This is a genomic window from Sphaerisporangium rufum, from assembly GCF_016863395.1.
Taxonomy (GTDB): domain Bacteria; phylum Actinomycetota; class Actinomycetes; order Streptosporangiales; family Streptosporangiaceae; genus Sphaerisporangium; species Sphaerisporangium rufum.
Genome location: NZ_BOOU01000074.1, coordinates 61,175 through 81,710 on the forward strand (window position 1 = coordinate 61,175; position 20,536 = coordinate 81,710).

The window sequence follows — 20,536 nt, forward strand, 5'->3', positions numbered from 1 at the left end:
CGCCCGGCCGGGCAGCCGCAGCCGGAGGCGGGAGAGTCGGAGCCGGAGATCGCTGCGCTGCGCACTTGTCCGCATGACGACGGAACACCTCGCCGATGATGAGGGGAGATGGACGCTCGCCGTCCGCGATGCGGTGGCCGTGACCAACGCCTGGCCGCCGCCCGAGGCGGTGCCGTCACCGGCCGGTCGTTGCACGACCGGCGGCCAGGCAAGATGTCACTCGCCGGAGAGTATACGGACACTCACTCCGGGTGTCCGACGTTCGCGCCGTATCAGCCGGGGGTGCCGGCCTGGCGGGCCTCGTCGGAGCCGCGGCGGGCCAGGGCGTCGGCGCGTTCGTTCTCCGGGTGGCCGGAGTGGCCGCGTACCCAGAGCCATTCGACCTGGTGGACGCGGGCCGCCGCGTCCAGCCGCTGCCAGAGGTCGGCGTTCTTGACCGGTTGCCGCGCGGCCGTCCGCCAGCCGTTCCGTTTCCAGCCGGCCAGCCACCGGGTGATGCCGTCACGGACATAGGTGCTGTCGGTGTACAGGCGGACGGTCACCGGCCGGGTAAGGGCCTCCAGCGCGACGATCGCGGCGGTCAGTTCCATCCGGTTGTTGGTGGTCAGCGGCTCGCCACCGTGCAATTCCTTCTCCACCCGGCCGTACCGGAGCACCGCTCCCCAGCCGCCCGGCCCCGGGTTGCCGCTGCACGCGCCGTCGGTGTAGATCTCCACGACCCGCCCGGTCGCCTTCGCCTCGTCTCGTCCCGCCGGCATGCGCTCCCGTCCTCGATCTGCTCGCCTGCGCCGCCCTCCCAGCATCCCAGCTCGCGGCCGGTTCCAGGGACGGGCCGGTTTCGCCGGATCGGTGGGTCCGGCGACGGACGGTGATCGATACGCCTTACCGGTGCGTGGTGGATCCGCAGGTCAGGACGCCGGGTGACCGGGTGATCGGGCCGAGGCCGGTGGGGGCGGCACGCGCGGGGGTTCCGGGTCACAGTGCTGGGCGGCGCGGGACGAGCCCGCGTCCCGGCACGAAGGAGGTGGCCCGCGTGGCCGACCAGAGCACGGACGTCCGGTTGTCAGCGCCGGGACATCCGGCGGCCGGGCTGCGCCGGCGGCTGGCCGGGCGGATGGTGTGGCGCCGCGACTTCGCGGGGCGGCCGGACCAGGCGCGCGAGGCCCGGGCCCTGGTCCGGGCCCTATTGGCGGACACCGGTCTCGCCGACGACGCCGAGCTGGTCACCGCCGAGCTGGTGAGCAACGCGCTGCTGCACACCCGGTCCGGCGCGCCCGGCGGCCACTTCGCGGTCGAGGTGATCCGCCGGCCGAACGGTGTGCGGGTGGGGGTGTACGACCTGGGCGGGCCGGCGGGCGGTACCGGCCGGGTCCCGGACGCCGAGCCGGCCGGCCCCCGCTCCGCTGGGTACCTCGACACGGCGGCGGCCGGCGAGCCGTGGCCGCGCGAGGGCGGCCGAGGGCTGGCGGTGGTCGCCGCGCTCGCCCGCCGGGTCGGCTGGGACGGTGATCCGGCCGGCGGTCACCTGGTGTGGGCCGTCCTGCCGATCCGGCAGGCGGACCCCATCCCGGGCACGCCGGATCACCAGCGTCCGGACACGCCGGCCTAGCGGGGAGCGGGCAGGTGCCAGTAACGAGCGCGGCCGGGCGGCCAACGGGCGACAGCGGCCCGGATGAGCCCGATCCCGCGAGTGAAGCACGTCGGCCGGCACCCTCTGACGATGGGGTAAGGCGTGCGCCGGAATCCGCCCGGACGGCGTCGAACGGGTACCAGAGGTGGGTACGGGAGGGGTTGCGCCGGTTGCGGGCGGAGTTTCCCGACCACGGGTTCCTGGTGATCGCGCACGCCTGGTACGCGCTGCGCGGCCGGGGCACGATCATCGTCTCCTCCGGCCCGGAGGAACTGCAGCGGGCGCTCGCGCACCGCTCCCCGAGACGGCCGGCAGGCGGCCCCCGTCATCATGAGTCGAGGTGAGTCGAGGTGAGCCGGATCGGCACCGTCCGGCTCGGCGGCGGATCACGCGAGCAGGTGGAACGCGGCAGCCGCCCGGCAAGGCGTCTCACATAGAGAAATGAATCTGCTCATATAGTGAGCATTGGGCTAACGTCGGGGTACGCCGATCGAGGAGCTGAGCGCGATGCCGGAAGCCGTCTACACCCATGGGCACCACGAGTCGGTGGTGCGCTCGCACGCCTGGCGGACGGCGGCCAACTCGGCCGCGTACCTGCTCCCACACCTGCGGCCGGGCCAGGCGTTGCTGGACGTGGGCTGCGGGCCGGGCACGATCACCGCGGACCTGGCCGAGCTGGTGGCGCCGGGCCCGGTGACCGCCATCGACCCGGCCGAGAGCATCGTGGCGCAGGCTCGCGAGGCGACCGGTGCGCGCGGGCTCGCGAACGTGACGTGCCAGGCCGCCGACGTGTACGACCTGCCGTATCCGCCGGGATCGTTCGACGTGGTGCACGCCCACCAGGTGCTGCAGCACCTCGCCGACCCGGTCGGCGCGCTGGCCGCGATGCGGCGCGTGTGCCGGCCGGGCGGGGTGGTGGCCGCCCGTGACTCCGACTATGCGGCGTTCACCTGGTACCCCGAGGTGCCCGCCCTGGACGAGTGGCTGGCGTTGTACCGGCGGGTGGCGCGGGCCAACGGCGGCGAGCCGGACGCCGGGCGCCGGCTGCTGTCCTGGGCCCGCCGGGCCGGGTTCACCGATGTCGTCGCGAGCGCGTCGGTGTGGTGCTTCGCCGATCCGGCCGATCGGGCGTGGTGGAGCGGCATGTGGGCGGACCGGATCCTCGACTCGGCCATCGCCGGGCACGCGGTCTCGGCCGGCCTGGCCACCCGCGGCGACCTGGAGCGGATGTCGGACGGCTGGCGGGCCTGGGGCGCGGCCGAGGACGGCTGGTTCGCCATCCCGCACGGCGAGATCATCTGCCGGGCCTGACCTCGCGCCGGGACGCCCGGCGGGGTCGACCCGCCACTCCGGACGGCGGGATCATCCCGCCTGAGGTCCGGCCGGCCAGGTACAGGAGATCACCAGCGGCCCGGTCTCCTGCAGTCGACCATCGGGCGGCCTACGGCCGGCGTACGGCGGACCGCGTCAGGTGGCCGGCCGCTCCTGGGCCAGTTCGACCTCGTCGGTGTCGTACCACCGGCCGGCCGGGCTCTGGTCGGCCATCGGGTCGGTCCAGCGCAGCCGGACGCGCCCCGGCGCGACCTCGACCAGCATGGCCTCCCGCCACGGTCCACCGTCCGGCGTCAGCACCCACCACGGGTCGGCCAGGCAGGACAGCCCGGTCCGCCGCAGGGTCGTGAGCGCCGCCTCCCGGGAGCCGATCGCGCCCAGCGGCGCGCCGAACGTCGTCTGCGCCTGCCAGCCACCGGACGTCGGGACCAGGCGCCCCAGAACCTCGCCGTCCTCCCGGGTGATCTCCTCAGGGCGCGGGATGTCCGGCCAGTTCTCCTCGATGGCCGCGATGATCCGGGTGGTCGACTCCCGGAGCCAGGCGATGCCCGCCCGTTCCTCCTCGCTCCCCCGGTAGCCGTCCGGGTCCACCGGTCGCCCGCCCACCCAGGTGTGCCGGAGCGACTCGGTGGCGGTGATGTCCGCCGCCGGGTCGGCGTCGAGGAGCACCAGGTCCGCGCGCAGGCCGGGCGCCAGCCGGCCCCGGTCCGCCAGCCCGAAGACCTCGGCGGGGGCGGCGGTGGCCGCGGTGAGCGCCTCGGCCGGACGCAGCCCGGCGCTCGCCAGATGCCACAGCTCGCGGTGCAGGGCCGCGCCGAACACCAGGCCCGGGTTCGGGGCGTCCGTGCCGGCCAGCAGCTTCACCCCCGACTCCAGCAGCGCGACGGTGTTGTACCGGGCCGCCGCGCCGTCCGGCGGCTCGGGCGGCATCCACCGGTGGGACTGGGCGGACAGGACCTTGCGCCACCGCGGCGTCAGGCGACCGGCGAGCGCGGGCCTGGTCAGCAACGGCATGATGCCGCCGGCGCCGGGGAAGCCGTCGATGATCCCGAGCGTGGTGATCACGGCGACTCCGCTGCGGGCGACGTCGCGGATCTCGGTGTCGGTCATCCGGTCGAACGGCGTGTGCGCCAGCACGTCGACCCCGCACCGGGCGACGGTGACCGCCCCCGCGGCGGTCGAGACGTGCGCGACCACCGGCAGGCCGTCGCGGTGTGCCGCGCGGACCAGGGCCTCGATCGTCGGGACGTCCAGCGCCGGGATGTCCAGCATGGCGCCCGAGCCGTCGTCATAGATGATCTTCAGGTGGGTGGCGCCCTCCGCCAGCCGGGCCGCGACGAACGGCTCGGCGTCGGCCGGCCCGGTGACGTAGGGAAAGGGGGCGTAGGCCACCGTCGGGTGGCCGCCCGGCGCGGTGGCCCCGATGCCGGAGGTGCGCAGGCCGGCGCGGGCAGGGCCGGCGCCCCGCGCGGACGCGGCGATCGCCGCCACCTCCGGGTCGATCACCTCCGGCTTGCTGAACTGGTCGATCACCGTCGTCACGCCGAACGCCGCCGCGAGCAGGGTGCAGCCGGGCATCAGGTGGACGTGCGCGTCGATGAGCCCCGGCATGAGGGTGCCGCCGTTCCCGTCCACCAGATCGTCGCCGGCCTGGATGATCGTGGCGTCGCCCATCGCGGCGATGCGCCCGTCCGCGACGCGCAGGTGCGTCGCGGACGTGACCCGGTGGCCGTCGAAGATCCGGACGCCGGTGATGGTGAAGGGCCGTGGTGCGCTCATGCGGACGACGGTAGAAGTTGACGTAACGAGAAGGTCAACCGCTAGCCTCGCGGCATGGAGCACTCCATCAGCCAGGTCGCCAGGATGGCCGGGATCTCCGCGCGGGCGCTGCGCCACTACGACGACATCGGGCTGCTGCGCCCGGCCCGCGTGTCGGCCAACGGTTACCGCTGGTACGGCCGAGGGGAGCTGCTCCGCCTGCAACGCGTCCTGCTGCTGCGGGAGCTCGGGATGCCGCTGGACGCCATCGCCGCGACGCTGGACGGCGAGACCGATGAGATCATGGCGCTGCGCCGGCACCGCGAGCGGCTGATCGGCGAGCGCGACCGGCTGGACCAGGTGATCGGCACCATCGACCGGACGATCGCCCATCTGTCCGGCGAGCGGCCCATCGGCGACGCGGAGTTCTTCACCGGCCTGGCCGAGGGCCGGCGGCGGCTGCGCGAGGACCTGCGGTCCCGGTACGGCCAGGCCGCCGCCGAGCAGCTGACCCACGCCGAACAGGCCATGGGCGGGTGGACCCGCGAGGACTACGAGCGGGCCGCCGAGGAGGGGCGGCGGCTGTTGACCCGCATGTCACAGGCCCGCGAGCGCGGCGTCGCGCCGGACGCCCCGGAGGCTCTCGATCTGGTGGCCGAACATCATCGAGGCGTCCGGGCCGTGTGGCCGGCCGACCCGGCGGCCTACCACGCCCTCGGTGACCTCATCCGGCAGAACCGCGAGCAGCGGGCCATCGTCGCGGCCGTCGACCCGCGGCTGCCCGACTGGCTCGGCCCGGCCGTCCAGGCGTACGCCGTCCAGCGGCTCGGCCACGGCCGGCCCCGGCCGGGCGCCCGGGACGGGCCGGAGGACCGCGGCACAGGGTTGGGACACCAGCCGGACATCCGGCCGCCGCCGCCGGGGCGCCGGCCGTAGATTCGGCGCGTCACCTCGGAATCCGCACCGCAGGAGCGCGCTTTGGACCGGGCAGAAGGCCGCGTACTGATCGTCATCCTGGTGGCGATGATCCTGTTCGGCGTCGGGCGGGCCTTCCAGCGCGCGGTGGACACCTGGGCCGGGTGGGGCAAGGCCAAGAAGGCGGCGGCCGACGCCGCCGCCAAGGTGCCGCCCGCCCGGGACGCCGCCTGGGCCGCCCTCCGGCACATCATCGTGGTCATCGCGGCCACCCTGCTGATGCTGGCCCTGTTCGCCAAGACCATCCGCGCCCTTTGACAGCGCGCCCTCCCCGGCCTACGCCTGCCGCCGCCGATCAGCCGGGGCTTACGCGTCGGGGGTGGCGGCGGCGAGCTGGCCGCAGGCGCCGTCGATCTCCCGGCCCCGGGTGTCGCGGACGGTGACCGCGACACCGTGCGAGGCGAGGCGGCGGACGAACGCCCGCTCGTCCTCCGGCCGGGAGGCGGTCCACTTGGAGCCCGGGGTGGGGTTGAGCGGGATCAGGTTGACGTGCGCGAGCTTCCCCTTGAGCAGCCGGCCCAGCAGGTCGGCCCGCCACTCCTGGTCGTTGATGTCCTTGATCAGGGCGTACTCGATGGACACCCGACGCTTGGTGGTGGCGGCGTACCGCCAGGCGGCGTCCAGCACCTCGCCGACCTTCCACCGGGTGTTGACCGGCACCAGCGTGTCGCGCAGCTCGTCGTCGGGGGCGTGCAGCGAGACGGCCAGGGTCACCGGGAGACCTTCGACGGCCAGCTTGTCGATGGCCGGCACCAGGCCGACGGTGGAGACGGTGACGCCCCGGGCGGAGATGCCGAGGCCGGCCGGCGCCGGGTCGACGATGCGGCGCACCGCGCCGATCACGGCCTTGTAGTTGGCCAGCGGCTCGCCCATGCCCATGAAGACGATGTTGCTCACCCGGCCGGGACCGCCGGGGATCTCGCCGGCGGCCAGCGCGCGGGCTCCGGCCACCACCTGCTCGACGATCTCGGCCGTCGACATGTTGCGGGTCAGCCCGGCCTGGCCGGTGGCGCAGAACGGACAGTTCATGCCGCAGCCTGCCTGGGACGACACGCACATGGTCACCCGGTCCGGATAGCGCATCAGCACCGACTCGACCATCGCGCCGTCGAACAGCCGCCACAGGGTCTTGCGCGTCGTGCCGTCGTCACAGGTGATCTCCCGGACCGAGGTCAGCAGGCCGGGCAGCAGCCCGCCGGCCAGCCGCTCGCGGGACGCGGCCGGCAGGTCGGTCATCAGCGCCGGATCGGCGGTGAGCCGCTCGAAGTAGTGCCGGGACAGCTGGTCGGCGCGGAAGGGCTTCTCCCCCAGCTCCACGACGGCGCTGCGCCGCTCGTCCATCGAGAGGTCGGCCAGATGCCGGGACGGCTTCGCACGTCGGGGGGCGACAAAGGTTAGCTCGGCGGACATGTCCTTCTCTTAACGGTTTGCCGGAAGCTGCACTGGACAGCCATTCAGTGTGATCTGTTGCGGTCCTCGGCCGGACGGGGACGGGCCACCGGAAGGCGGGCGAATTGGGCGGCACCGACGTCATTCTCAGCGACACCAGCCCTTACGGCAGTCGCGCGGTGACCGTCGAGAGCGATGGAGTGGCCTCGGTAGCTTACCTTCGGGACGCCAGGGACGGCATCCACGGGACGGTGTGGCTCGCCAACCACGCTCCCGCCCCGATGGACCTGGGGCGGCTCGCCCCCGGCGAGCCGCCGCTCATGCCGGCCGGCGGCACCCGGTTCCCCGGCGGCACGCCGCCGTTCACCGCGGCGGAACTTACGGTGCTGTGGTTCGAGGAGGGCGACGGCGCCGCCCTGTACCAGAACGGCGAGCTGCTCGCGGTGATTCCCGGCTGGGCCCACCCCGAGCGCGGCATGCCCGGCTACGCACGGGACGCCGTCGGGGAGTCCCCGCTGGCCTGGCCGCTGGCCGAGGCCATGGAAGGGCTGGCGCCGCGGATCGCCACCGCCCGGTCGTACTGGGAGTGGCGGGACGGCGAGGGGGCGTGGCCGTCGTTCCAGCAGTTCGCGATGAGCCATCTGGACGCCCGGCTCGGCCCGGCCGGGCGATACTGGGACATCGCCGGCCGGCGGCTGCCCGCGGTGGGCATCACCGAACGGCCGCGCGACGGCCACACCGTGCTGTCCACGGTCGGCATGAGCTGCCAGCGGATGCCGACCGTCGAGCAGTACGCCGAACGCCCCGAGCTGCTGGCGCGGATCGAGCTGGCCGTCGCCACCCGCGGCGAGGGGGCCGAAGCCGCCCGGCTGTTCCTGTGGCTGGCGCGTTACCCGTGGCACTCGGTGACCTGGCTGGGCGAGGGGCACACCGCCCGCTGGTACCGGGAGGCCGCCTCGTTCCCGCTCGGCGGCGGCTACCAGGGGGTGCTGCTGGTCGACCGGCCGGGCGGGATGCCGGACCTTTCGGGTTTCACCTTCGGCGGGGACCCGGTGCGGTGGCTGTGGCTGGTGCCGCTGACCGAACCGGAGCTCCAGGCGGTCGCGGAGCGCGGGCCGGCCGGTCTCGACCTGGCCGGACGCGTCCCGTGATCGCCGCGGGCCGGTGCGGGCAGCCGGGAGCTTCGGCCGGGAACCCCGTCAGGGGCACCTCAGAGGGGCACCTCAGAGGGGGACGAAGATGCTGAGCAGCAGCCAGATCGGCACCAGCGTCGCCAGCAGCGAGTCCAGCCGGTCCATCATGCCGCCGTGCCCCGGGAGCAGGTGGCCCATGTCCTTGATGCCGAGATCACGCTTCATCACCGACTCGACCAGGTCGCCGAGCGTCGCGCACATCGCGGCCACCACGCCCACCAGCGCGCCCTGCCAGTACTGGCCGTCGAGCAGGTAGCGCACCAGCAGCGCCCCGCACACGACGCAAGCCAGCACCGACCCGGCGAACCCCTCCCAGGTCTTCTTCGGGCTGATGATAGACATCTTGTGCCGGCCGAACAGGACGCCGGCGATGTAGCCGCCGGTGTCGCTGCACACCGTGACCGCGATGAAGATGACCACCCGGTGCGCGCCGTCGTCCCGGGCCAGCATCAGCGGGACGAAGCCGGCCAGCAGCGCCGGATAGACCGCGACCAGCACGCTCCCCGCGACGTCCCGCACATAACCCTCCTGGCCGCGCAGCATGCGCGCGGTCAGCAGCACCAGGACGGTCAGGGTGAACGCGCCGAGCAGCCAGACCGGCCCGCCCCAGAACGCCCCGGCCTGCATGGCGACCAGGCCGGCCAGCACCATCGGCGCCGGCACCTGGATGCCGCGGACGGCCAGCGCCCGGGCCATCTCCACCGCGCCGAGGCCGACCGCGGCCACCAGCACGATCAGGAAGAGCGCCTTGACCGTGTAGAGGGAACCGATGACCAGCGCGCCGAGGCCCACGCCGACGGCGATCGCCGCCGGCAGGTTACGCCCGGCGCGGCTGCGGCCGCGCTCGCCGGGGTCGCCGGCCGGGCGCCCGGTGCCGCCCGGCACCGGCGACGACCCGCCGGGTGGGCCGCCGCCCTCGTCCCGGCCGTCCGCGTTCGACTCGGCCGCCGTACCGTCCACCTGATCCCACTCTCGATGCCGCCCGCCGCCGCCCGGGCGGGCCCGCTGGTGCCGTTGCCGCCGTGGTGGCGGGGAGGGAGCACCAAGGGCCCGGGACGCGGCGCGGGCGCTCCCCCTCCCGACCGGAGTGGAAGCGCCCGACCTGACCTGTCAACCGCCGGCCGCTCAGACTTCGAGCAGCTCGGTCTCCTTGTGCTTCAGAAGTTCGTCGATCTTGGCGACGTGCTTCTGCGTGAGGTCGTCGAGCTCCTTCTCCGCCCGGCGCACCTCGTCCTCGCCGGCCTCGCCGTCCTTGACCAGCTTGTCGAGGATCTCCTTGGCGTGCCGGCGGATGTTGCGCACCGAGACCTTGCTGCTCTCCGCCTTGTTCTTGGCGATTTTGATGTACTCGCGGCGGCGCTCCTCCGACAGCTCGGGGAACACCACCCGGATGACCGCGCCGTCGTTGCCCGGGTTGACCCCGAGGTCGCTGTCGCGGATGGCCTTCTCGATGGCCGCCATCGACCCCTTGTCGTACGGCTGGATGATGATCATCCGAGCCTCGGGTACGTGGAAGGAGGCCAGCTGCTGCACCGGCGTGGGCGACCCGTAGTAGTCAACATTGATCTTGTTGAACATGGCGGGGCTCACCCTGCCGGTGCGGATCGCCGAGAAGTCCTCCCTCGCGACCGAGACCGCCTTGTCCATCTTCTCCTCGGCTTCGAGGAGGGTTTCGTCGATCACAGCGACTCCCTATTTCCCTGCCGGACTCACCAGCGTGCCGATCTTTTCACCGCGGACCGCCCGCAGGATGTTGCCGTCGCCCATCAGGTCGAACACCACAATGGGCAGGCCGTTGTCCATGCACAGGCTGATCGCGGTGGCGTCCATCACCCCGAGGCCCCGGGTGAGCACCTCGCTGTAGTCGAGCTGGTCGAACCGGACGGCGTCGGGGTTCTTCCGCGGGTCGGAGTCGTAGACCCCGTCGACCTGGGTGCCCTTCAGCAGCGCCTCGGCCCCGACCTCCAGCGCGCGCTGGGCGGCGCAGGTGTCGGTGGAGAAGAACGGCGAGCCGAGACCGGCGCCGAAGATGACCACCCGCCCCTTCTCCAGGTGGCGGATCGCCCGCCTGGGCAGGAACGGCTCGGCCACCTGCTGCATCGTGATGGCGGTCTGGACCCGCGTCTCGACGCCCCGCTTCTCCAGGAAGTCCTGCAGGGCGAGGCAGTTGATCACGGTGCCCAGCATGCCCATGTAGTCGGCGCGCCCGCGGTCCATGCCGCGCTCGGACAGCGCGGCGCCGCGGAACATGTTCCCGCCGCCCACCACCACGGCCACCTGCACCCCTTCGCGCACCGCCTCGACGATCGAGTCGGCGAGCTTGGCGACGACCACCGGGTCGATGCCCAGGGGCTCGGCGCCCGCGAAGGCCTCGCCCGAGAGCTTCAGCATCACCCGCTTCCAGCGGAGCGGCCAGTTGTACGACGAAGCCGCCGGCGCAGCGGGTTGATGGTTCTCCTGCACGACGGCGGCCTCCTCGACGATGCCCTGCGAAGCTGGTCAGATCCCTCTTTGAAGGCTAACCCTATGCCTGACCGACCTTGTAGCGGGCGAAGCCCTGGACCTTCACGCCCGCCTCGGCGGCGACCTTGGCGATGCTCTTCTTGTTGTCCTTCACGAAGGCCTGCTCCAGCAGGGTGAAGTCCTTGTACCAGCCGTTGATCCGACCGTCGACGATCTTGCCGATCGCGGCCTCGGGCTTGCCCTCCTCGCGGGTCATCTGCTCGAAGACCGTGCGCTCCTTCTCGATCACGTCGGCCGGGACGGAGTTCGGGCTGAGGTACTTGGGGGCCATCGCGGCGGTGTGCTGGGCGATGTCCTTGGCGACCTCGGGGTTGGCGGTGTCCAGCTGCACCAGGACGCCGACGGCCGGCGGGAGCTGCGGATCGGTCTTGTGCATGTAGGAGGCGACGTAGCCACCCTCCAGCACGGTGAACCGGCGCACCTCGATCTTCTCACCCAGCGCGGCGTTGGCCTCGTCCAGGTGCTCCTTGATCGTCTTGCCGTCCAGCTCGGACTCCAGCAGGCTCGGCACGTCGGCCGGGCGGGTGGCCAGCACGTGCGCGACCACGGCGGCGGCCAGCTCCTGGAACCGCTCGCCCTTGGCGACGAAGTCGGTCTCGCAGTTGAGCTCCAGCAGGGCGGCGAGGCCCTCACCCTCGTGCTTGACGGCGACCAGGCCGTTGGAGGCGGTGCGCGCCTCCCGCTTGCCGACGTCCTTGGCGCCCTTGACGCGCAGGATGTCGACGGCCTTGTCGAAGTCGCCCTCCGCCTCTTCCAGGGCCTTCTTGCAGTCCATCATGCCGGCGGCGGTCAGCTCGCGAAGCCGCTTGACGTCGGCCATGTTCACGGAAGCCATGTCTTTTCCTCGTCGAAAGTCGTCGTGGATCGGGTGGGTGCGCCGGCGTCGGCGCACCCACCCGTTGCGGAGCCCTGCTCGCGCGGCCGGGCCGCGCGGCGGAGGTCTCAGGCCTGCTTGTCGGCGTCCTCGCCGGCCGCGGGGGCCTCAGCGGACTCGGCGGACTCGGTCGCCTCGGTGGCCGGAGCCTCGGCGGTCTCCGCCACCGGAGCCTCGGCGGAGTCGGCGGCCGGAGCCTCGGCGGTCTCGGCGGCGGGGGCCTCGGCGGCCGGAGCCTCGGTGGCGGCCTCGTCCTCGGAGCGGGCCAGCAGCTCGCGCTCCCACTCGGCCAGCGGCTCGGCCGCGGCGGCCGGCTTGTCCTCACCGCGGGAGGCGCCGGCCCGCGACATCAGGCCGTCGGCGACCGCGTCCGCGATCACCCGGGTGAGCAGGCTGACGGCGCGGATGGCGTCGTCGTTGCCGGGGATCGGGTAGTCGACCTCGTCGGGGTCACAGTTGGTGTCGAGGATCGCGACCACCGGGATGTTCAGCTTGCGAGCCTCGCTGATCCCGATGTGCTCCTTCTTGGTGTCGACGACCCAGACCGCGCTCGGGACGCGGGCCATGTCCCGGATGCCGCCGAGGGTGCGCTCCAACTTGTCCTTCTCGCGGCGGCGCATCAGGAGCTCCTTCTTGGTGAGCCCGGAGCCGGCCACGTTGTCGAAGTCGAGCTCCTCGAGCTCCTTCAGGCGCTGGAGCCGCTTGTGCACCGTGGAGAAGTTGGTGAGCATGCCGCCCAGCCAGCGCTGGTTGACGTACGGCATGCCGACCCGGGCCGCCTGCTCGGCGATGGCCTCCTGGGCCTGCTTCTTGGTGCCGATGAACAGGATGGTGCCGCCGTGGGCGACCGTCTCCTTGACGAAGTCGTAGGCGCGGTCGATGTAGGACAGCGACTTCTGCAGGTCGATGATGTAGATGCCGTTGCGCTCGGTGAGGATGAAGCGCTTCATCTTGGGGTTCCACCGACGGGTCTGGTGCCCGAAGTGGACGCCGCTCTCCAGCATCTGCCGCATGGTGACGACGGGGGCCATGAGTATGGTCCTCCTGGTTAATGCGCCGTTACGGCGCGTGTCTCGGTTGGCCGCGGGAGCGTGGAAGCCCCCGCCCTGACGCCCTGAGCCGTCCCATCCGGGTCAGGACCCGGACCGAGAGGACGATTCGCCGATGGGCGTGCGAAGTCGGCCCGCCTGGCGGGCCACCAAAAGTGTACCCGGAACGCGGCGACACCCGGTCATCCGCGACGCCCGCCCTTAGGTGCATCCTGGCGGCCGGCCGGCGCTCGGCCCGCCGCCGGCCGGGGGTACAGGTGGACGACGGCTTGGACCACCCGCGCGTCCGGCGGCGCGGCCTCGCCCGGGCGGTTGCGCGACAGGTAGGGCTCCAGGACCTCGGTCACCCGCCGCCCCAGTTCGGCCAGCTCGTCGGCGTTGACCCGCAGGGTCATGTGGTTGAACACCGCCGCCTGCCGCCACTCCCTCGACTCGCGCGGGCTGCCGGCGAGGTAGCGCATCACCTCGTCGGCCATCTCGGCGACCACTGTCCCGGCCAGGGCGTTCTTCGCCTCGGCCAGCTCGGGGGTGATCTCGTCCGGCTCGGCGAGCATCCAGCCCCGCTGCCGGGCCTGCCAGACGCGCTCGCGAGCGTCCCCGCGGCCGGGGGCCTCCGCCACGAAGCCGTACTTGGCGAGCATGCGCAGGTGGTAGCTGCAGGCGCTCGGCGACACCGCTGCGGCCCGCGCGCACTCGGTGGCCGTCGCCGGGCCGTCGATCTGCAGCCGCCGCAGGATCGTCACCCGGGCCGGGTGGGCCAGCGCCCGCATGGCACGCGGGTCGTCGATCAACCGGTTCTGCTCGCTCATGGGACGAACGCTAATCCCTTCCCGCCGCACCGGGCGGGCCTCGGCCGGCCCGGTGCAGACATAAAGGGTTGCCTTCATAGTTATGAAGGATTATTTTCACAATATGGCCGATCTTCCCCCGCTGCGCCGACAGCGCGACTACCGCTTGCTCTGGACCGCACGCGCGGTGTCCGAGACCGGGACCGAGGTCTCCCGGGTGGCCTTGCCGCTCACCGCCGTCGCGCTACTGGACGCCACCCCGTTCCAGATGGGGCTGCTGAGCGCGGCCGCGTGGCTTCCGTACCTGTTCATCGGCCTGCCGGCCGGAGCGTACGCCGACCGGCTGGCCCGGCGGCGCCCCCTGCTGGCCGGCTGCGAGGTGCTCGCGGCGCTGGCCGTGCTGACCGTGCCCGCGGGCTGGGCGGCCGGACTGCTGAACGTCCAGTGGCTGATCGGGGTCGCCCTGCTGGTCGGCGCCTGCGGCATGCTCTACCGGGCCGCCTGGCTGCCACACCTGCCCAGCGTCGTCGCCGAGCAGCAGCGCACCGCGGCCATCGCCGGCTTCCAAGCGGTCTACTCCGCCGCCGCCGTCGGCGGCCCGGGCCTGGCCGGGCTGCTCGTCCAGGCCTTCGCCGCGCCGATCGCCCTGCTGGTCGACGGAGTCTCCTTCCTGGTGTCCGCGGTGTGCCTGCGCGCCATCCGGGCGCCGGAACGCCCCACCCCGGCGGCATCCCGGACGGGCATCCTGTCAGAGGTCCGCGCCGGGTTGCGGACGGTGCTCTCGCACCGGGTGCTGTGGACGCTGATCGGCGCCGGGATGGTGGTGAACCTCGCCTCCGCCGCACAGAGCGCGCTCTACGTGCTGTTCGCGGTGCGAACGCTCGGCCTGCCCGCCGCCGTCGTCGGCCTGTTCACCGCCGGATTCGGCGCCGGCGGGCTGCTCGGGTCGGTGCTCGCCGCACGGATCATCCGGCGCTTCGGGGTGGGCCGCGTGCTGCTCGCGGTCACCGCGGCCTTCCCCCTCGAGTACGTCGCGCTCGCCTCCGCCCACGGCTCACCCGCGATCCTGGTACCGGTCCTGGTCGCCGCCTATGTCTTCAGCGGTGTCATCACGGTGCTGTTCAGCGTCTGCTACGGAACCGTGCAGTTGCGCGACACCCCCGCCGACATGCTGGGCAGAGTCAACTCGATCATGACGGTCGGCACCCTGGGGGTGATGGCCATCGGCGGCGTCGCCGGCGGCCTGCTCGGCCAGTCGCTGGGCCTGCGGCCCGCCCTCTGGGTGGCCGCCGCGCTACTGCCGGCCGCGACCTTCCTGGTCCTGCGCTGCGGTCTCCACCGCGCCGCGCCGGCCCGCCCGGCCACCGATGTCTCCGCCTCCGGCGCCGCCGGGCCCGGCACGGTCTAGCCGGATGCCGTGCACACCCCCGCGGCGGCGGCCCGGCCTGCCCGCCCACTCCGATCCCCGCCCGAGGCTCGTTCGCCGCACGACGGCGCCCATGACCGTCCAGCCGGCACCGGCGTCGCCCCGTCGCCGTCGCCGGTCGTCGCCGGCCGGGCCGGGACGGTCCGGTCCCCAGCGGCCGGCGTCTCAGCGCCAGCGGGGCGGGTGCTCCCCGCGGCTGGGCGGCGTGGCAGGCGGGCCCGGTGACCATCCGTCGATGGAGCCCGGCACCGGCAGGTAGGTGAGCTCGCCGTGCGGGCTGTCCAGCCGCGCCAGCAGGTCGTCCGCTTGGAAGGCGCCCGCCGGTGCGGGGCCGGCCCGGCCGAGCCGGTCCAGCCACAGCGCGGTGCGGGCCAGCGAGAGCCGGACGTGCCAGGACGGGCCGCCTGGCTCGCGGCGCAGCAGGCCGGCCAGGGCGGCGAGCGCGGCCAGCCAGCCGGTCGCGTGGTCCAGGGCCTGCGCGGGCAGCGGTACCGGGCGGGTGCCGTCGCCACCTTCATGGGCGATGCCACAGGCCATCTGCACCAGGCTGTCGAACCCCCGGCGGGCCGCCCAGGGGCCGTAGGGACCGTACGCGGAGATCTCCACGCAGACGATGCCCGGCCGGATGGCCGCCAGGTCGCCCGGGCCGAAGCCGAGGGCGGCCAGCGCGCCGGGCCGGTAAGCCTGCAGGACCACGTCGGCGCCCGCGATCAGCTCCCGTAAGGCTGCCGCGCCGTCCTCGGTACGCAGGTCCAGCTCGCACGATCGTTTACCGAAGGCGGTGCTCAACACCAGCCCGGGCACCTCGGGAAGATGCGCCGCACCGACCCGGAGCACCTCCGCGCCGTAGGCGGCCAGCGCCCGTCCGGCCACCGGACCCGCGATCACCCGGGTCAGGTCCAGCACGCGCACCCCGCCCAGCGGCCCGCCGCCCGTCCACGCCCCGCCATTCCGGCGTGAGCCGGGGGTGACGGCGGGTGCCGGCCGCCCCGGAGCGGATCCGGTGTCCGGCCGGCCGGCGGGACGCATCGGCCGCAGCCGGATCAGCGGCTCCGCTGCCACCGCCCGGCTCTGGGGGTGATCGTGCCACTGCTCGCGGGTGCGCATCGCCGCCGCGCACCCGCCGGCCGCGACGATCATCTCCTCCATCTCCAGCGCCGCCCGGCCGGCGCAGGCGACCTCGACCGCCGCGCGGTCCGCGCCGGGGGGCAGTCCGAGCGCGCGCAGGGCGGCGTCCAGGTGGTGGTCGAAGTTCGCGTGCACCCGGATCCACCCGTCGGCCGCCCGGTAGTCCCCGGACAGCGGCGCCCAGTGGGCGGCCGGCACCCCGTCGACCCGGAAGTACCGCTCGTCCAGGAAGTGCGCGACGGCCGCCCGCACGTCGATCGCGACGTCCGGCGCGGCCCGGCCGGCCCCGTACAGCGCCACCGCGGCGGCCACGGCGCCGGTAGTGGCGGCGGCCACGGTACCGATCTTGAAAGCGGTCGGCAGGATCGGATCACCTTCGCCGGTGACCCGTACGTCCGGCAGCGTGAGCCCCACCTCGTCACCGAGCCGCCGGATGACGTCCTCGATCACCTGCACCGCCTCCTGTCGGCCGTTGCCCGTCGTCGCGCACAGCTGAGCGGCGGGTCCCTCACCCGCCGTCAGGGCGTGGCCCGGTCGCGGCCGGAACCCGCCGGCCGGGGTTCATCCACAGAACGCCGTTCGGCCGCCCGGTACGCGGCCCGGCCCGGCCACGCTGCCTTCCATGTTCGCGTTGCCGGCCCGGCCGGCCAAGGTGGCGCTCGTCACCCTGGCCGCCCTCGGCCTTCCTCTCCCGGCCCTACCCTCCCCCGCGCCCGCTCTCGGCGGCACGCAGCCGGCGGCGGCCACTGAGGCCGCACACCGGCCGCCCGGCCGAGTCCCTGCCTCCGGAGACGCCCCCGGCGGCACCGGACAGCCGGCCCGGCGGTGCGGGCCACGGTGGTGCCTGCCGCTGGACGGGCCGGTGCGGGTGCTGCGGCGGTTCGCGCCGCCGGCGGAGCCGTGGCTGCCGGGTCATCGGGGCGTCGATCTCGCCGGGACGCCGGGGCGGGCCGTGCGGGCCGCGGGGGCAGGGGTCGTGGGTTACGCCGGTCCACTCGCCGGCCGGGGCGTCGTCATGATCGTCCACCCGGATGGATTGCGCACCACCTACCTGCCGGTACACGCCACGGTGCGGCGCGGCCGTCCGGTGGCCCGCGGCCAGGTGATCGGCACACTGGAGGCCGGCACCGGTCATTGCCCCACCAGCTGCCTGCATTGGGGCCTGATCGACGAGTACCGCTATCTCGACGCCCTGCTGCTGGTCGGCTTCGGCCAGGTACGCCTGCTCCCGCACCGGCGCTCGACCCGCTGACCCATGCCCCGCTGCCCCGGCTGCCCCGGTGCCTCGCCGCCGGGTCCCTTCAGCGGGGGGCGTCCCGGCGCAGCCGCCAGCCTCGGTCCACCCGTTCGACGTATCCGGCGGCGGCCAGGCCGCCAAGGCAGCCAAGCGTCCGGGTGAGATCCACGCCCGCGGCCACCGCGATCGTCGCCGGACCGGCCGCGGCGCGGGCAGGCACCGCTTCCAGCACGTCGCGGGTATCGGCGTCCAGGGCGTCACGCGGCAGGATCGGCACCGCGGGCTGCGGGGCGAGGTCGGCACCGATCGCCCCGACCAGCTCGATGACCTCGGCGGCCGAGGTCACGCAGACCGCCTCCGCGTCGCGGATGAGCCGGTGACACCCGGCCGAGCCGGCCGAGGTGACCGGACCTGGTACCGCGCCCAGCCGGCGGTGCAGCGCGACCGCGTGCCGTGCGGTGTTCAGCGCGCCGCTGCGGACCGCCGCCTCGACCACCACGGTGCCCCGGGACAGCGCGGCGATCACCCGGTTGCGGATCAGGAACCTCGGCCGGGTGGGCCGGACGCCGAGCGGGCACTCGCTGACGATCAGGCCGCGCCCGCGGATCGCGGTGAACAGGTCGTGGTTGGCCGCCGGGTAGGCCACGTCGGTGCCGCAGGCGAGCACCGCCACGGTCGGTGCCGATCCGGTCAGCGCGCCGCGATGCGCCGCCGCGTCCACGCCGTACGCGCCGCCGGAGATCACCGTCCAGCCCGCGTCGCTGAGATCGGCGCCGAGCTCGGCCGCCACGTGGTGACCGTACGGCGTGGCGGCCCGGGAGCCGACGACGGCCACCGACCGCAGGCAGGAGAAACGCAGGTCGGTGTCGCCGTGCAGCCAGAGCCCGAGCGGGCGTTGATGACCCAGGTCGTCGAGCTGGGTCGGCCATTCGGGATCACCCGGCACGACGAGGCGCACGCCGAGATCGCCGGCCGCGGCCAGGTCGCGACCGGCGTCGGCCGTCGCCAGCCGGGCCTGCCAGGCCGCCACCCGGCGCTCCCGGGCGGGCGCCTGGCCCGCGTCCGGCCCATCGCCCGCCGGCTCCGCCGGCACCGACCGATCGGGGAGGCCGCGGGAGACCTGGTCGAGAGCCTGCTCGGGGCCCAGGGCGTCGACCAGGCGCCCGATCACCGCGTCGCCCGGCTCGGCCACCCGCATCAGCGTCACCCGAGCCAGGCGTGCCGGGTCGCCCGGCCGTTCCGCGCGGCCGGGGCCGGTCATCCGGCACCGGTCCACAGGGTGAGCGCGGCGGTGGTCTCAGCCGTCTCGGGGCCGTCCTTGCCGAGCAGATCGGCGAGCGTCCAGGCGACGCGGATCACCCGGTCCAGCCCGCGGGCGCTGAGCTCCCCGGTGTCCAGGCAGCGGTACAGCGGTGACATCGCGGATGTTGGGGGCCGGAACTCGCCGTGCAGCACGGCGGTGGGGATCTCGGCGTTGCACCGCCACGGCGTGCCGGCCAACCGGCGCAGGGCGCGCTCGCGGGCCCGGGCGACCCGCTCGGCGACTACCGCGCTCGGCTCGATGAACCGGCGGTCGGCCAGCAGCTCCCGCCGGGTGGACCGGGTCAAGGTCACCTTGACGTCGACCCGGTCGAGCAGCGGACCGGACAGCCGGGCGAGATAGCGGCGCCGCTGGTGCGGCGTGCACCGGCAGGGCGTCTCCGGCGTGGCCGGCTGGGCGCACGGGCAGGGATTGGCCGCCAGGACCAGCAGGAAGCGGGCCGGGAAGGACACGCTGCCGGCCGCCCGGGCCACCGTCACCGCGCCGGCCTCAAGCGGCTGGCGCAGCGCGTCGAGCACCCGCGCCGGGAACTCCGGCGCCTCGTCCATGAAGAAGACGCCCCGGTGCGCGAGGGACACCGCGCCGGGGCGGATCACCCCGCTTCCGCCGCCGACGACGGCGGCGATCGTCGCGGTGTGGTGCGGAGCGACGAAGGGCGGCCGGGTGAGCAGCGGCCTGCCCGGCGGCAGGGTGCCCGCCACCGAGTGGATCGAGCTGACCTCCAGGGACTGCCCGCGGTCCAGCGGCGGCAGCAGGCCGGGCAGCCGCTCGGCCAGCATGGTCTTGCCGGTGCCGGGCTGGCCGAGCATCCACAGGTTGTGGCCGCCCGCCGCGCACACCTCCAGCGCGCGCCGGGCCGCGGGCTGGCCGGCCACATCGGCGAGATCGAGGGCCGGCCCGGTGCCGGCGTCGCCCTCGGCGCCGGGCTCGCCGGCCGGGCGGGCAGGCGGCGGGGCCGCCGGGTCGTCGTCGCGCAGCCAGGCCACCAACTCGGCGAGGGTGCGCACCGCGACCACCTCGACACCGGGGACCAGCTCCGCCTCCGCGGCGTTGACCACCGGGACCACCACCTGGCCGGCCCCGGCCGCCGCCGCGGCGACCACGGCGGGCAGCACGCCGCGCACCGGGCGCACCGTGCCGTCCAGCCCCAGCTCGCCGAGGAAGAACGGACCGGCGACTCGTGCCCGGGGCACCTGCCCGGCCGCCGCGAGTACGGCGACCGCGATACCGAGGTCGAACACGCTGCCGCGCTTGGGGAGGCTGGCCGGGAAAAGACTGATCGTCACTCGGGCGTCCGGCCAGGCGTGGCGGCTGTTGACGATCGCCGACCGGACCCGGTCGCGGGCCTCGCTCAGCGCCGTGTCCAGCATGCCGATCAGGCTGACGCCCGCGATGCCATGGCCGACGTCCGCCTCCACCTCGATCACGTGCCCGGTCACCCCGACCAGGGCGACGCAGCGGGTGCGCGCGACGGTCATCTAGCACACCCCCCGGTCGTGCCGGATGGCGAAATCGCCGGCGAACCGCTCCAGCGCCACCACGTCGACGCGCACCGCGGAGAACCACTCGGGCCGACCCTTGAGCCACCGCGCGGCCAGCCCCCGCAACCGGGCGAGCTTGGCCGGGGTGACCGCCTCGAAGGCCGTGCCGTGACTGCGGCCCGACCTGGTCTTCACCTCGACGACCACCAGGACGGGCCCATCCCGCGCCAGGATGTCGATCTCACCTTCCGGGCAGGACCAGTTGCGCTCGATGATGCGCAGGCCCGCCGCCCGCAGATAGTCGGCGGCGAGTTGCTCACCCTGCCTGCCCAGCTCTCGTGCCGAGGTCATGGGGACCACCTCCGGCCCCGACCTTCGCGCACGTCACCGGTGCGGCGAGCCGCCGAGCGTCATTCTGTGGATGACCGGGCG

Annotated in this window: 21 protein-coding genes; 8 read left to right on the forward strand and 13 right to left on the reverse strand. The window is 74.1% G+C overall.

Features of this window, described 5'->3' with window-relative positions; all coding sequences use genetic code 11:
• Nucleotides 1-272 precede the first annotated feature (272 nt).
• Entirely contained in the window at nt 273-758 is a 486-nt protein-coding gene (rnhA, locus tag Sru01_RS27390) for a ribonuclease HI (protein ID WP_203991372.1), read from the reverse strand.
• 275 nt (nt 759-1,033) lie between these two features.
• Between rnhA and Sru01_RS27395 the strand changes: the two genes are divergently transcribed.
• The 3 genes from Sru01_RS27395 (at nt 1,034) to Sru01_RS27405 (ending at nt 2,941) form a co-directional block, all read left to right on the forward strand.
• Nucleotides 1,034-1,609 carry an ATP-binding protein gene (locus Sru01_RS27395; RefSeq protein WP_203991376.1) on the forward strand — a complete coding sequence of 192 codons (576 nt, stop codon included), beginning with the start codon at nt 1,034-1,036 and terminating at the stop codon, nt 1,607-1,609.
• Between the two features lie 191 nt (nt 1,610-1,800).
• Entirely contained in the window at nt 1,801-1,974 is a 174-nt protein-coding gene (locus Sru01_RS27400) for a hypothetical protein (RefSeq protein ID WP_203991379.1), read from the forward strand.
• Nucleotides 1,975-2,137: 163 nt separating this feature from the next.
• Nucleotides 2,138-2,941 (forward strand): methyltransferase domain-containing protein, encoded by an 804-nt coding sequence (locus tag Sru01_RS27405; RefSeq protein WP_203991382.1) that lies wholly within the window; start codon nt 2,138-2,140, stop codon nt 2,939-2,941.
• A gap of 156 nt (nt 2,942-3,097) precedes the next feature.
• Here Sru01_RS27405 and Sru01_RS27410 read toward each other — a convergent pair whose 3' ends face one another.
• A complete protein-coding gene (locus Sru01_RS27410) occupies nt 3,098-4,741 on the reverse strand; it encodes an amidohydrolase family protein (protein ID WP_203991384.1) in 1,644 nt (547 codons plus the stop codon).
• A gap of 54 nt (nt 4,742-4,795) precedes the next feature.
• Between Sru01_RS27410 and Sru01_RS27415 the strand changes: the two genes are divergently transcribed.
• Nucleotides 4,796-5,656, forward strand: coding sequence for a MerR family transcriptional regulator (locus Sru01_RS27415; protein ID WP_203991386.1), 861 nt, complete (start codon nt 4,796-4,798; stop codon nt 5,654-5,656).
• Nucleotides 5,657-5,698: 42 nt separating this feature from the next.
• Entirely contained in the window at nt 5,699-5,953 is a 255-nt protein-coding gene (locus Sru01_RS27420) for a hypothetical protein (RefSeq protein ID WP_203991388.1), read from the forward strand.
• Nucleotides 5,954-6,001: 48 nt separating this feature from the next.
• On the opposite strand, the gene rlmN is transcribed toward Sru01_RS27420, so the two are convergent.
• Complete coding sequence (gene rlmN, locus Sru01_RS27425; protein WP_203991390.1) at nt 6,002-7,105, reverse strand: dual-specificity RNA methyltransferase RlmN; 1,104 nt, start codon at nt 7,103-7,105, stop codon at nt 6,002-6,004.
• 104 nt (nt 7,106-7,209) lie between these two features.
• Between rlmN and Sru01_RS27430 the strand changes: the two genes are divergently transcribed.
• Nucleotides 7,210-8,235, forward strand: a complete 1,026-nt coding sequence (locus Sru01_RS27430; protein WP_203991392.1) for a suppressor of fused domain protein — start codon at nt 7,210-7,212, stop codon at nt 8,233-8,235.
• Between the two features lie 72 nt (nt 8,236-8,307).
• On the opposite strand, the gene Sru01_RS27435 is transcribed toward Sru01_RS27430, so the two are convergent.
• The 6 genes from Sru01_RS27435 to Sru01_RS27460 all read right to left on the reverse strand — a co-directional run bounded on the left by Sru01_RS27435 (nt 8,308) and on the right by Sru01_RS27460 (nt 13,532).
• Entirely contained in the window at nt 8,308-9,237 is a 930-nt protein-coding gene (locus Sru01_RS27435; protein ID WP_239137778.1) for a phosphatidate cytidylyltransferase, read from the reverse strand.
• Between the two features lie 165 nt (nt 9,238-9,402).
• Nucleotides 9,403-9,960: a ribosome recycling factor gene (gene frr, locus Sru01_RS27440; protein WP_203991394.1), complete on the reverse strand. Its 558-nt coding sequence runs from the start codon at nt 9,958-9,960 to the stop codon at nt 9,403-9,405.
• Nucleotides 9,961-9,969: 9 nt separating this feature from the next.
• Nucleotides 9,970-10,740 carry a UMP kinase gene (pyrH, locus tag Sru01_RS27445; protein ID WP_203991397.1) on the reverse strand — a complete coding sequence of 257 codons (771 nt, stop codon included), beginning with the start codon at nt 10,738-10,740 and terminating at the stop codon, nt 9,970-9,972.
• Nucleotides 10,741-10,801: 61 nt separating this feature from the next.
• Nucleotides 10,802-11,635, reverse strand: coding sequence for a translation elongation factor Ts (tsf, locus tag Sru01_RS27450; RefSeq protein WP_203991400.1), 834 nt, complete (start codon nt 11,633-11,635; stop codon nt 10,802-10,804).
• Between the two features lie 107 nt (nt 11,636-11,742).
• Nucleotides 11,743-12,705 (reverse strand): 30S ribosomal protein S2, encoded by a 963-nt coding sequence (rpsB, locus tag Sru01_RS27455; RefSeq protein ID WP_203991403.1) that lies wholly within the window; start codon nt 12,703-12,705, stop codon nt 11,743-11,745.
• Between the two features lie 200 nt (nt 12,706-12,905).
• On the reverse strand, nt 12,906-13,532 hold the full coding sequence (locus tag Sru01_RS27460; protein ID WP_203991407.1) for a winged helix-turn-helix domain-containing protein: 627 nt from the start codon (nt 13,530-13,532) through the stop codon (nt 12,906-12,908).
• A 103-nt stretch (nt 13,533-13,635) separates the two neighbouring features.
• Between Sru01_RS27460 and Sru01_RS27465 the strand changes: the two genes are divergently transcribed.
• The gene (locus tag Sru01_RS27465) at nt 13,636-14,919 is read left to right on the forward strand and encodes an MFS transporter (protein WP_203991409.1); all 1,284 of its coding nucleotides are present in this window, start codon (nt 13,636-13,638) and stop codon (nt 14,917-14,919) included.
• Nucleotides 14,920-15,102: 183 nt separating this feature from the next.
• Here Sru01_RS27465 and Sru01_RS27470 read toward each other — a convergent pair whose 3' ends face one another.
• Nucleotides 15,103-16,515, reverse strand: coding sequence for a CoA transferase (locus Sru01_RS27470; RefSeq protein WP_203991411.1), 1,413 nt, complete (start codon nt 16,513-16,515; stop codon nt 15,103-15,105).
• 172 nt (nt 16,516-16,687) lie between these two features.
• Between Sru01_RS27470 and Sru01_RS27475 the strand changes: the two genes are divergently transcribed.
• Nucleotides 16,688-17,317: a murein hydrolase activator EnvC family protein gene (locus Sru01_RS27475; protein WP_203991413.1), complete on the forward strand. Its 630-nt coding sequence runs from the start codon at nt 16,688-16,690 to the stop codon at nt 17,315-17,317.
• Between the two features lie 49 nt (nt 17,318-17,366).
• On the opposite strand, the gene dprA is transcribed toward Sru01_RS27475, so the two are convergent.
• From dprA to Sru01_RS27490, 3 genes are read right to left on the reverse strand one after another with little or no spacing between them, the layout of a single operon-like run.
• Complete coding sequence (gene dprA, locus Sru01_RS27480) at nt 17,367-18,563, reverse strand: DNA-processing protein DprA (protein ID WP_239137780.1); 1,197 nt, start codon at nt 18,561-18,563, stop codon at nt 17,367-17,369.
• On the reverse strand, nt 18,560-20,101 hold the full coding sequence (locus Sru01_RS27485) for a YifB family Mg chelatase-like AAA ATPase (protein ID WP_203991414.1): 1,542 nt from the start codon (nt 20,099-20,101) through the stop codon (nt 18,560-18,562). The genes dprA and Sru01_RS27485 overlap by 4 nt, the downstream gene beginning before the upstream one ends.
• Nucleotides 20,102-20,455: a YraN family protein gene (locus Sru01_RS27490; RefSeq protein WP_203991416.1), complete on the reverse strand. Its 354-nt coding sequence runs from the start codon at nt 20,453-20,455 to the stop codon at nt 20,102-20,104.
• Between the last annotated feature and the right edge of the window lie 81 nt (nt 20,456-20,536).

Excerpts from the sequence above, each read along its gene's own strand:
- tsf (WP_203991400.1), bottom strand. The coding sequence starts at position 11,635 with ATGGCTTCCGTGAACATGGCCGACGTCAAGCGGCTTCGCGAGCTGACC.
- Sru01_RS27415 (WP_203991386.1), top strand. The coding sequence starts at position 4,796 with ATGGAGCACTCCATCAGCCAGGTCGCCAGGATGGCCGGGATCTCCGCG.
- Sru01_RS27475 (WP_203991413.1), top strand. The coding sequence starts at position 16,688 with ATGTTCGCGTTGCCGGCCCGGCCGGCCAAGGTGGCGCTCGTCACCCTG.
- Sru01_RS27465 (WP_203991409.1), top strand. The coding sequence starts at position 13,636 with ATGGCCGATCTTCCCCCGCTGCGCCGACAGCGCGACTACCGCTTGCTC.
- rpsB (WP_203991403.1), bottom strand. The coding sequence starts at position 12,705 with ATGGCCCCCGTCGTCACCATGCGGCAGATGCTGGAGAGCGGCGTCCAC.
- rnhA (WP_203991372.1), bottom strand. The coding sequence starts at position 758 with ATGCCGGCGGGACGAGACGAGGCGAAGGCGACCGGGCGGGTCGTGGAG.
- Sru01_RS27490 (WP_203991416.1), bottom strand. The coding sequence starts at position 20,455 with ATGACCTCGGCACGAGAGCTGGGCAGGCAGGGTGAGCAACTCGCCGCC.
- Sru01_RS27460 (WP_203991407.1), bottom strand. The coding sequence starts at position 13,532 with ATGAGCGAGCAGAACCGGTTGATCGACGACCCGCGTGCCATGCGGGCG.
- dprA (WP_239137780.1), bottom strand. The coding sequence starts at position 18,563 with ATGACCGGCCCCGGCCGCGCGGAACGGCCGGGCGACCCGGCACGCCTG.
- Sru01_RS27405 (WP_203991382.1), top strand. The coding sequence starts at position 2,138 with ATGCCGGAAGCCGTCTACACCCATGGGCACCACGAGTCGGTGGTGCGC.
- rlmN (WP_203991390.1), bottom strand. The coding sequence starts at position 7,105 with ATGTCCGCCGAGCTAACCTTTGTCGCCCCCCGACGTGCGAAGCCGTCC.
- Sru01_RS27410 (WP_203991384.1), bottom strand. The coding sequence starts at position 4,741 with ATGAGCGCACCACGGCCCTTCACCATCACCGGCGTCCGGATCTTCGAC.
- Sru01_RS27485 (WP_203991414.1), bottom strand. The coding sequence starts at position 20,101 with ATGACCGTCGCGCGCACCCGCTGCGTCGCCCTGGTCGGGGTGACCGGG.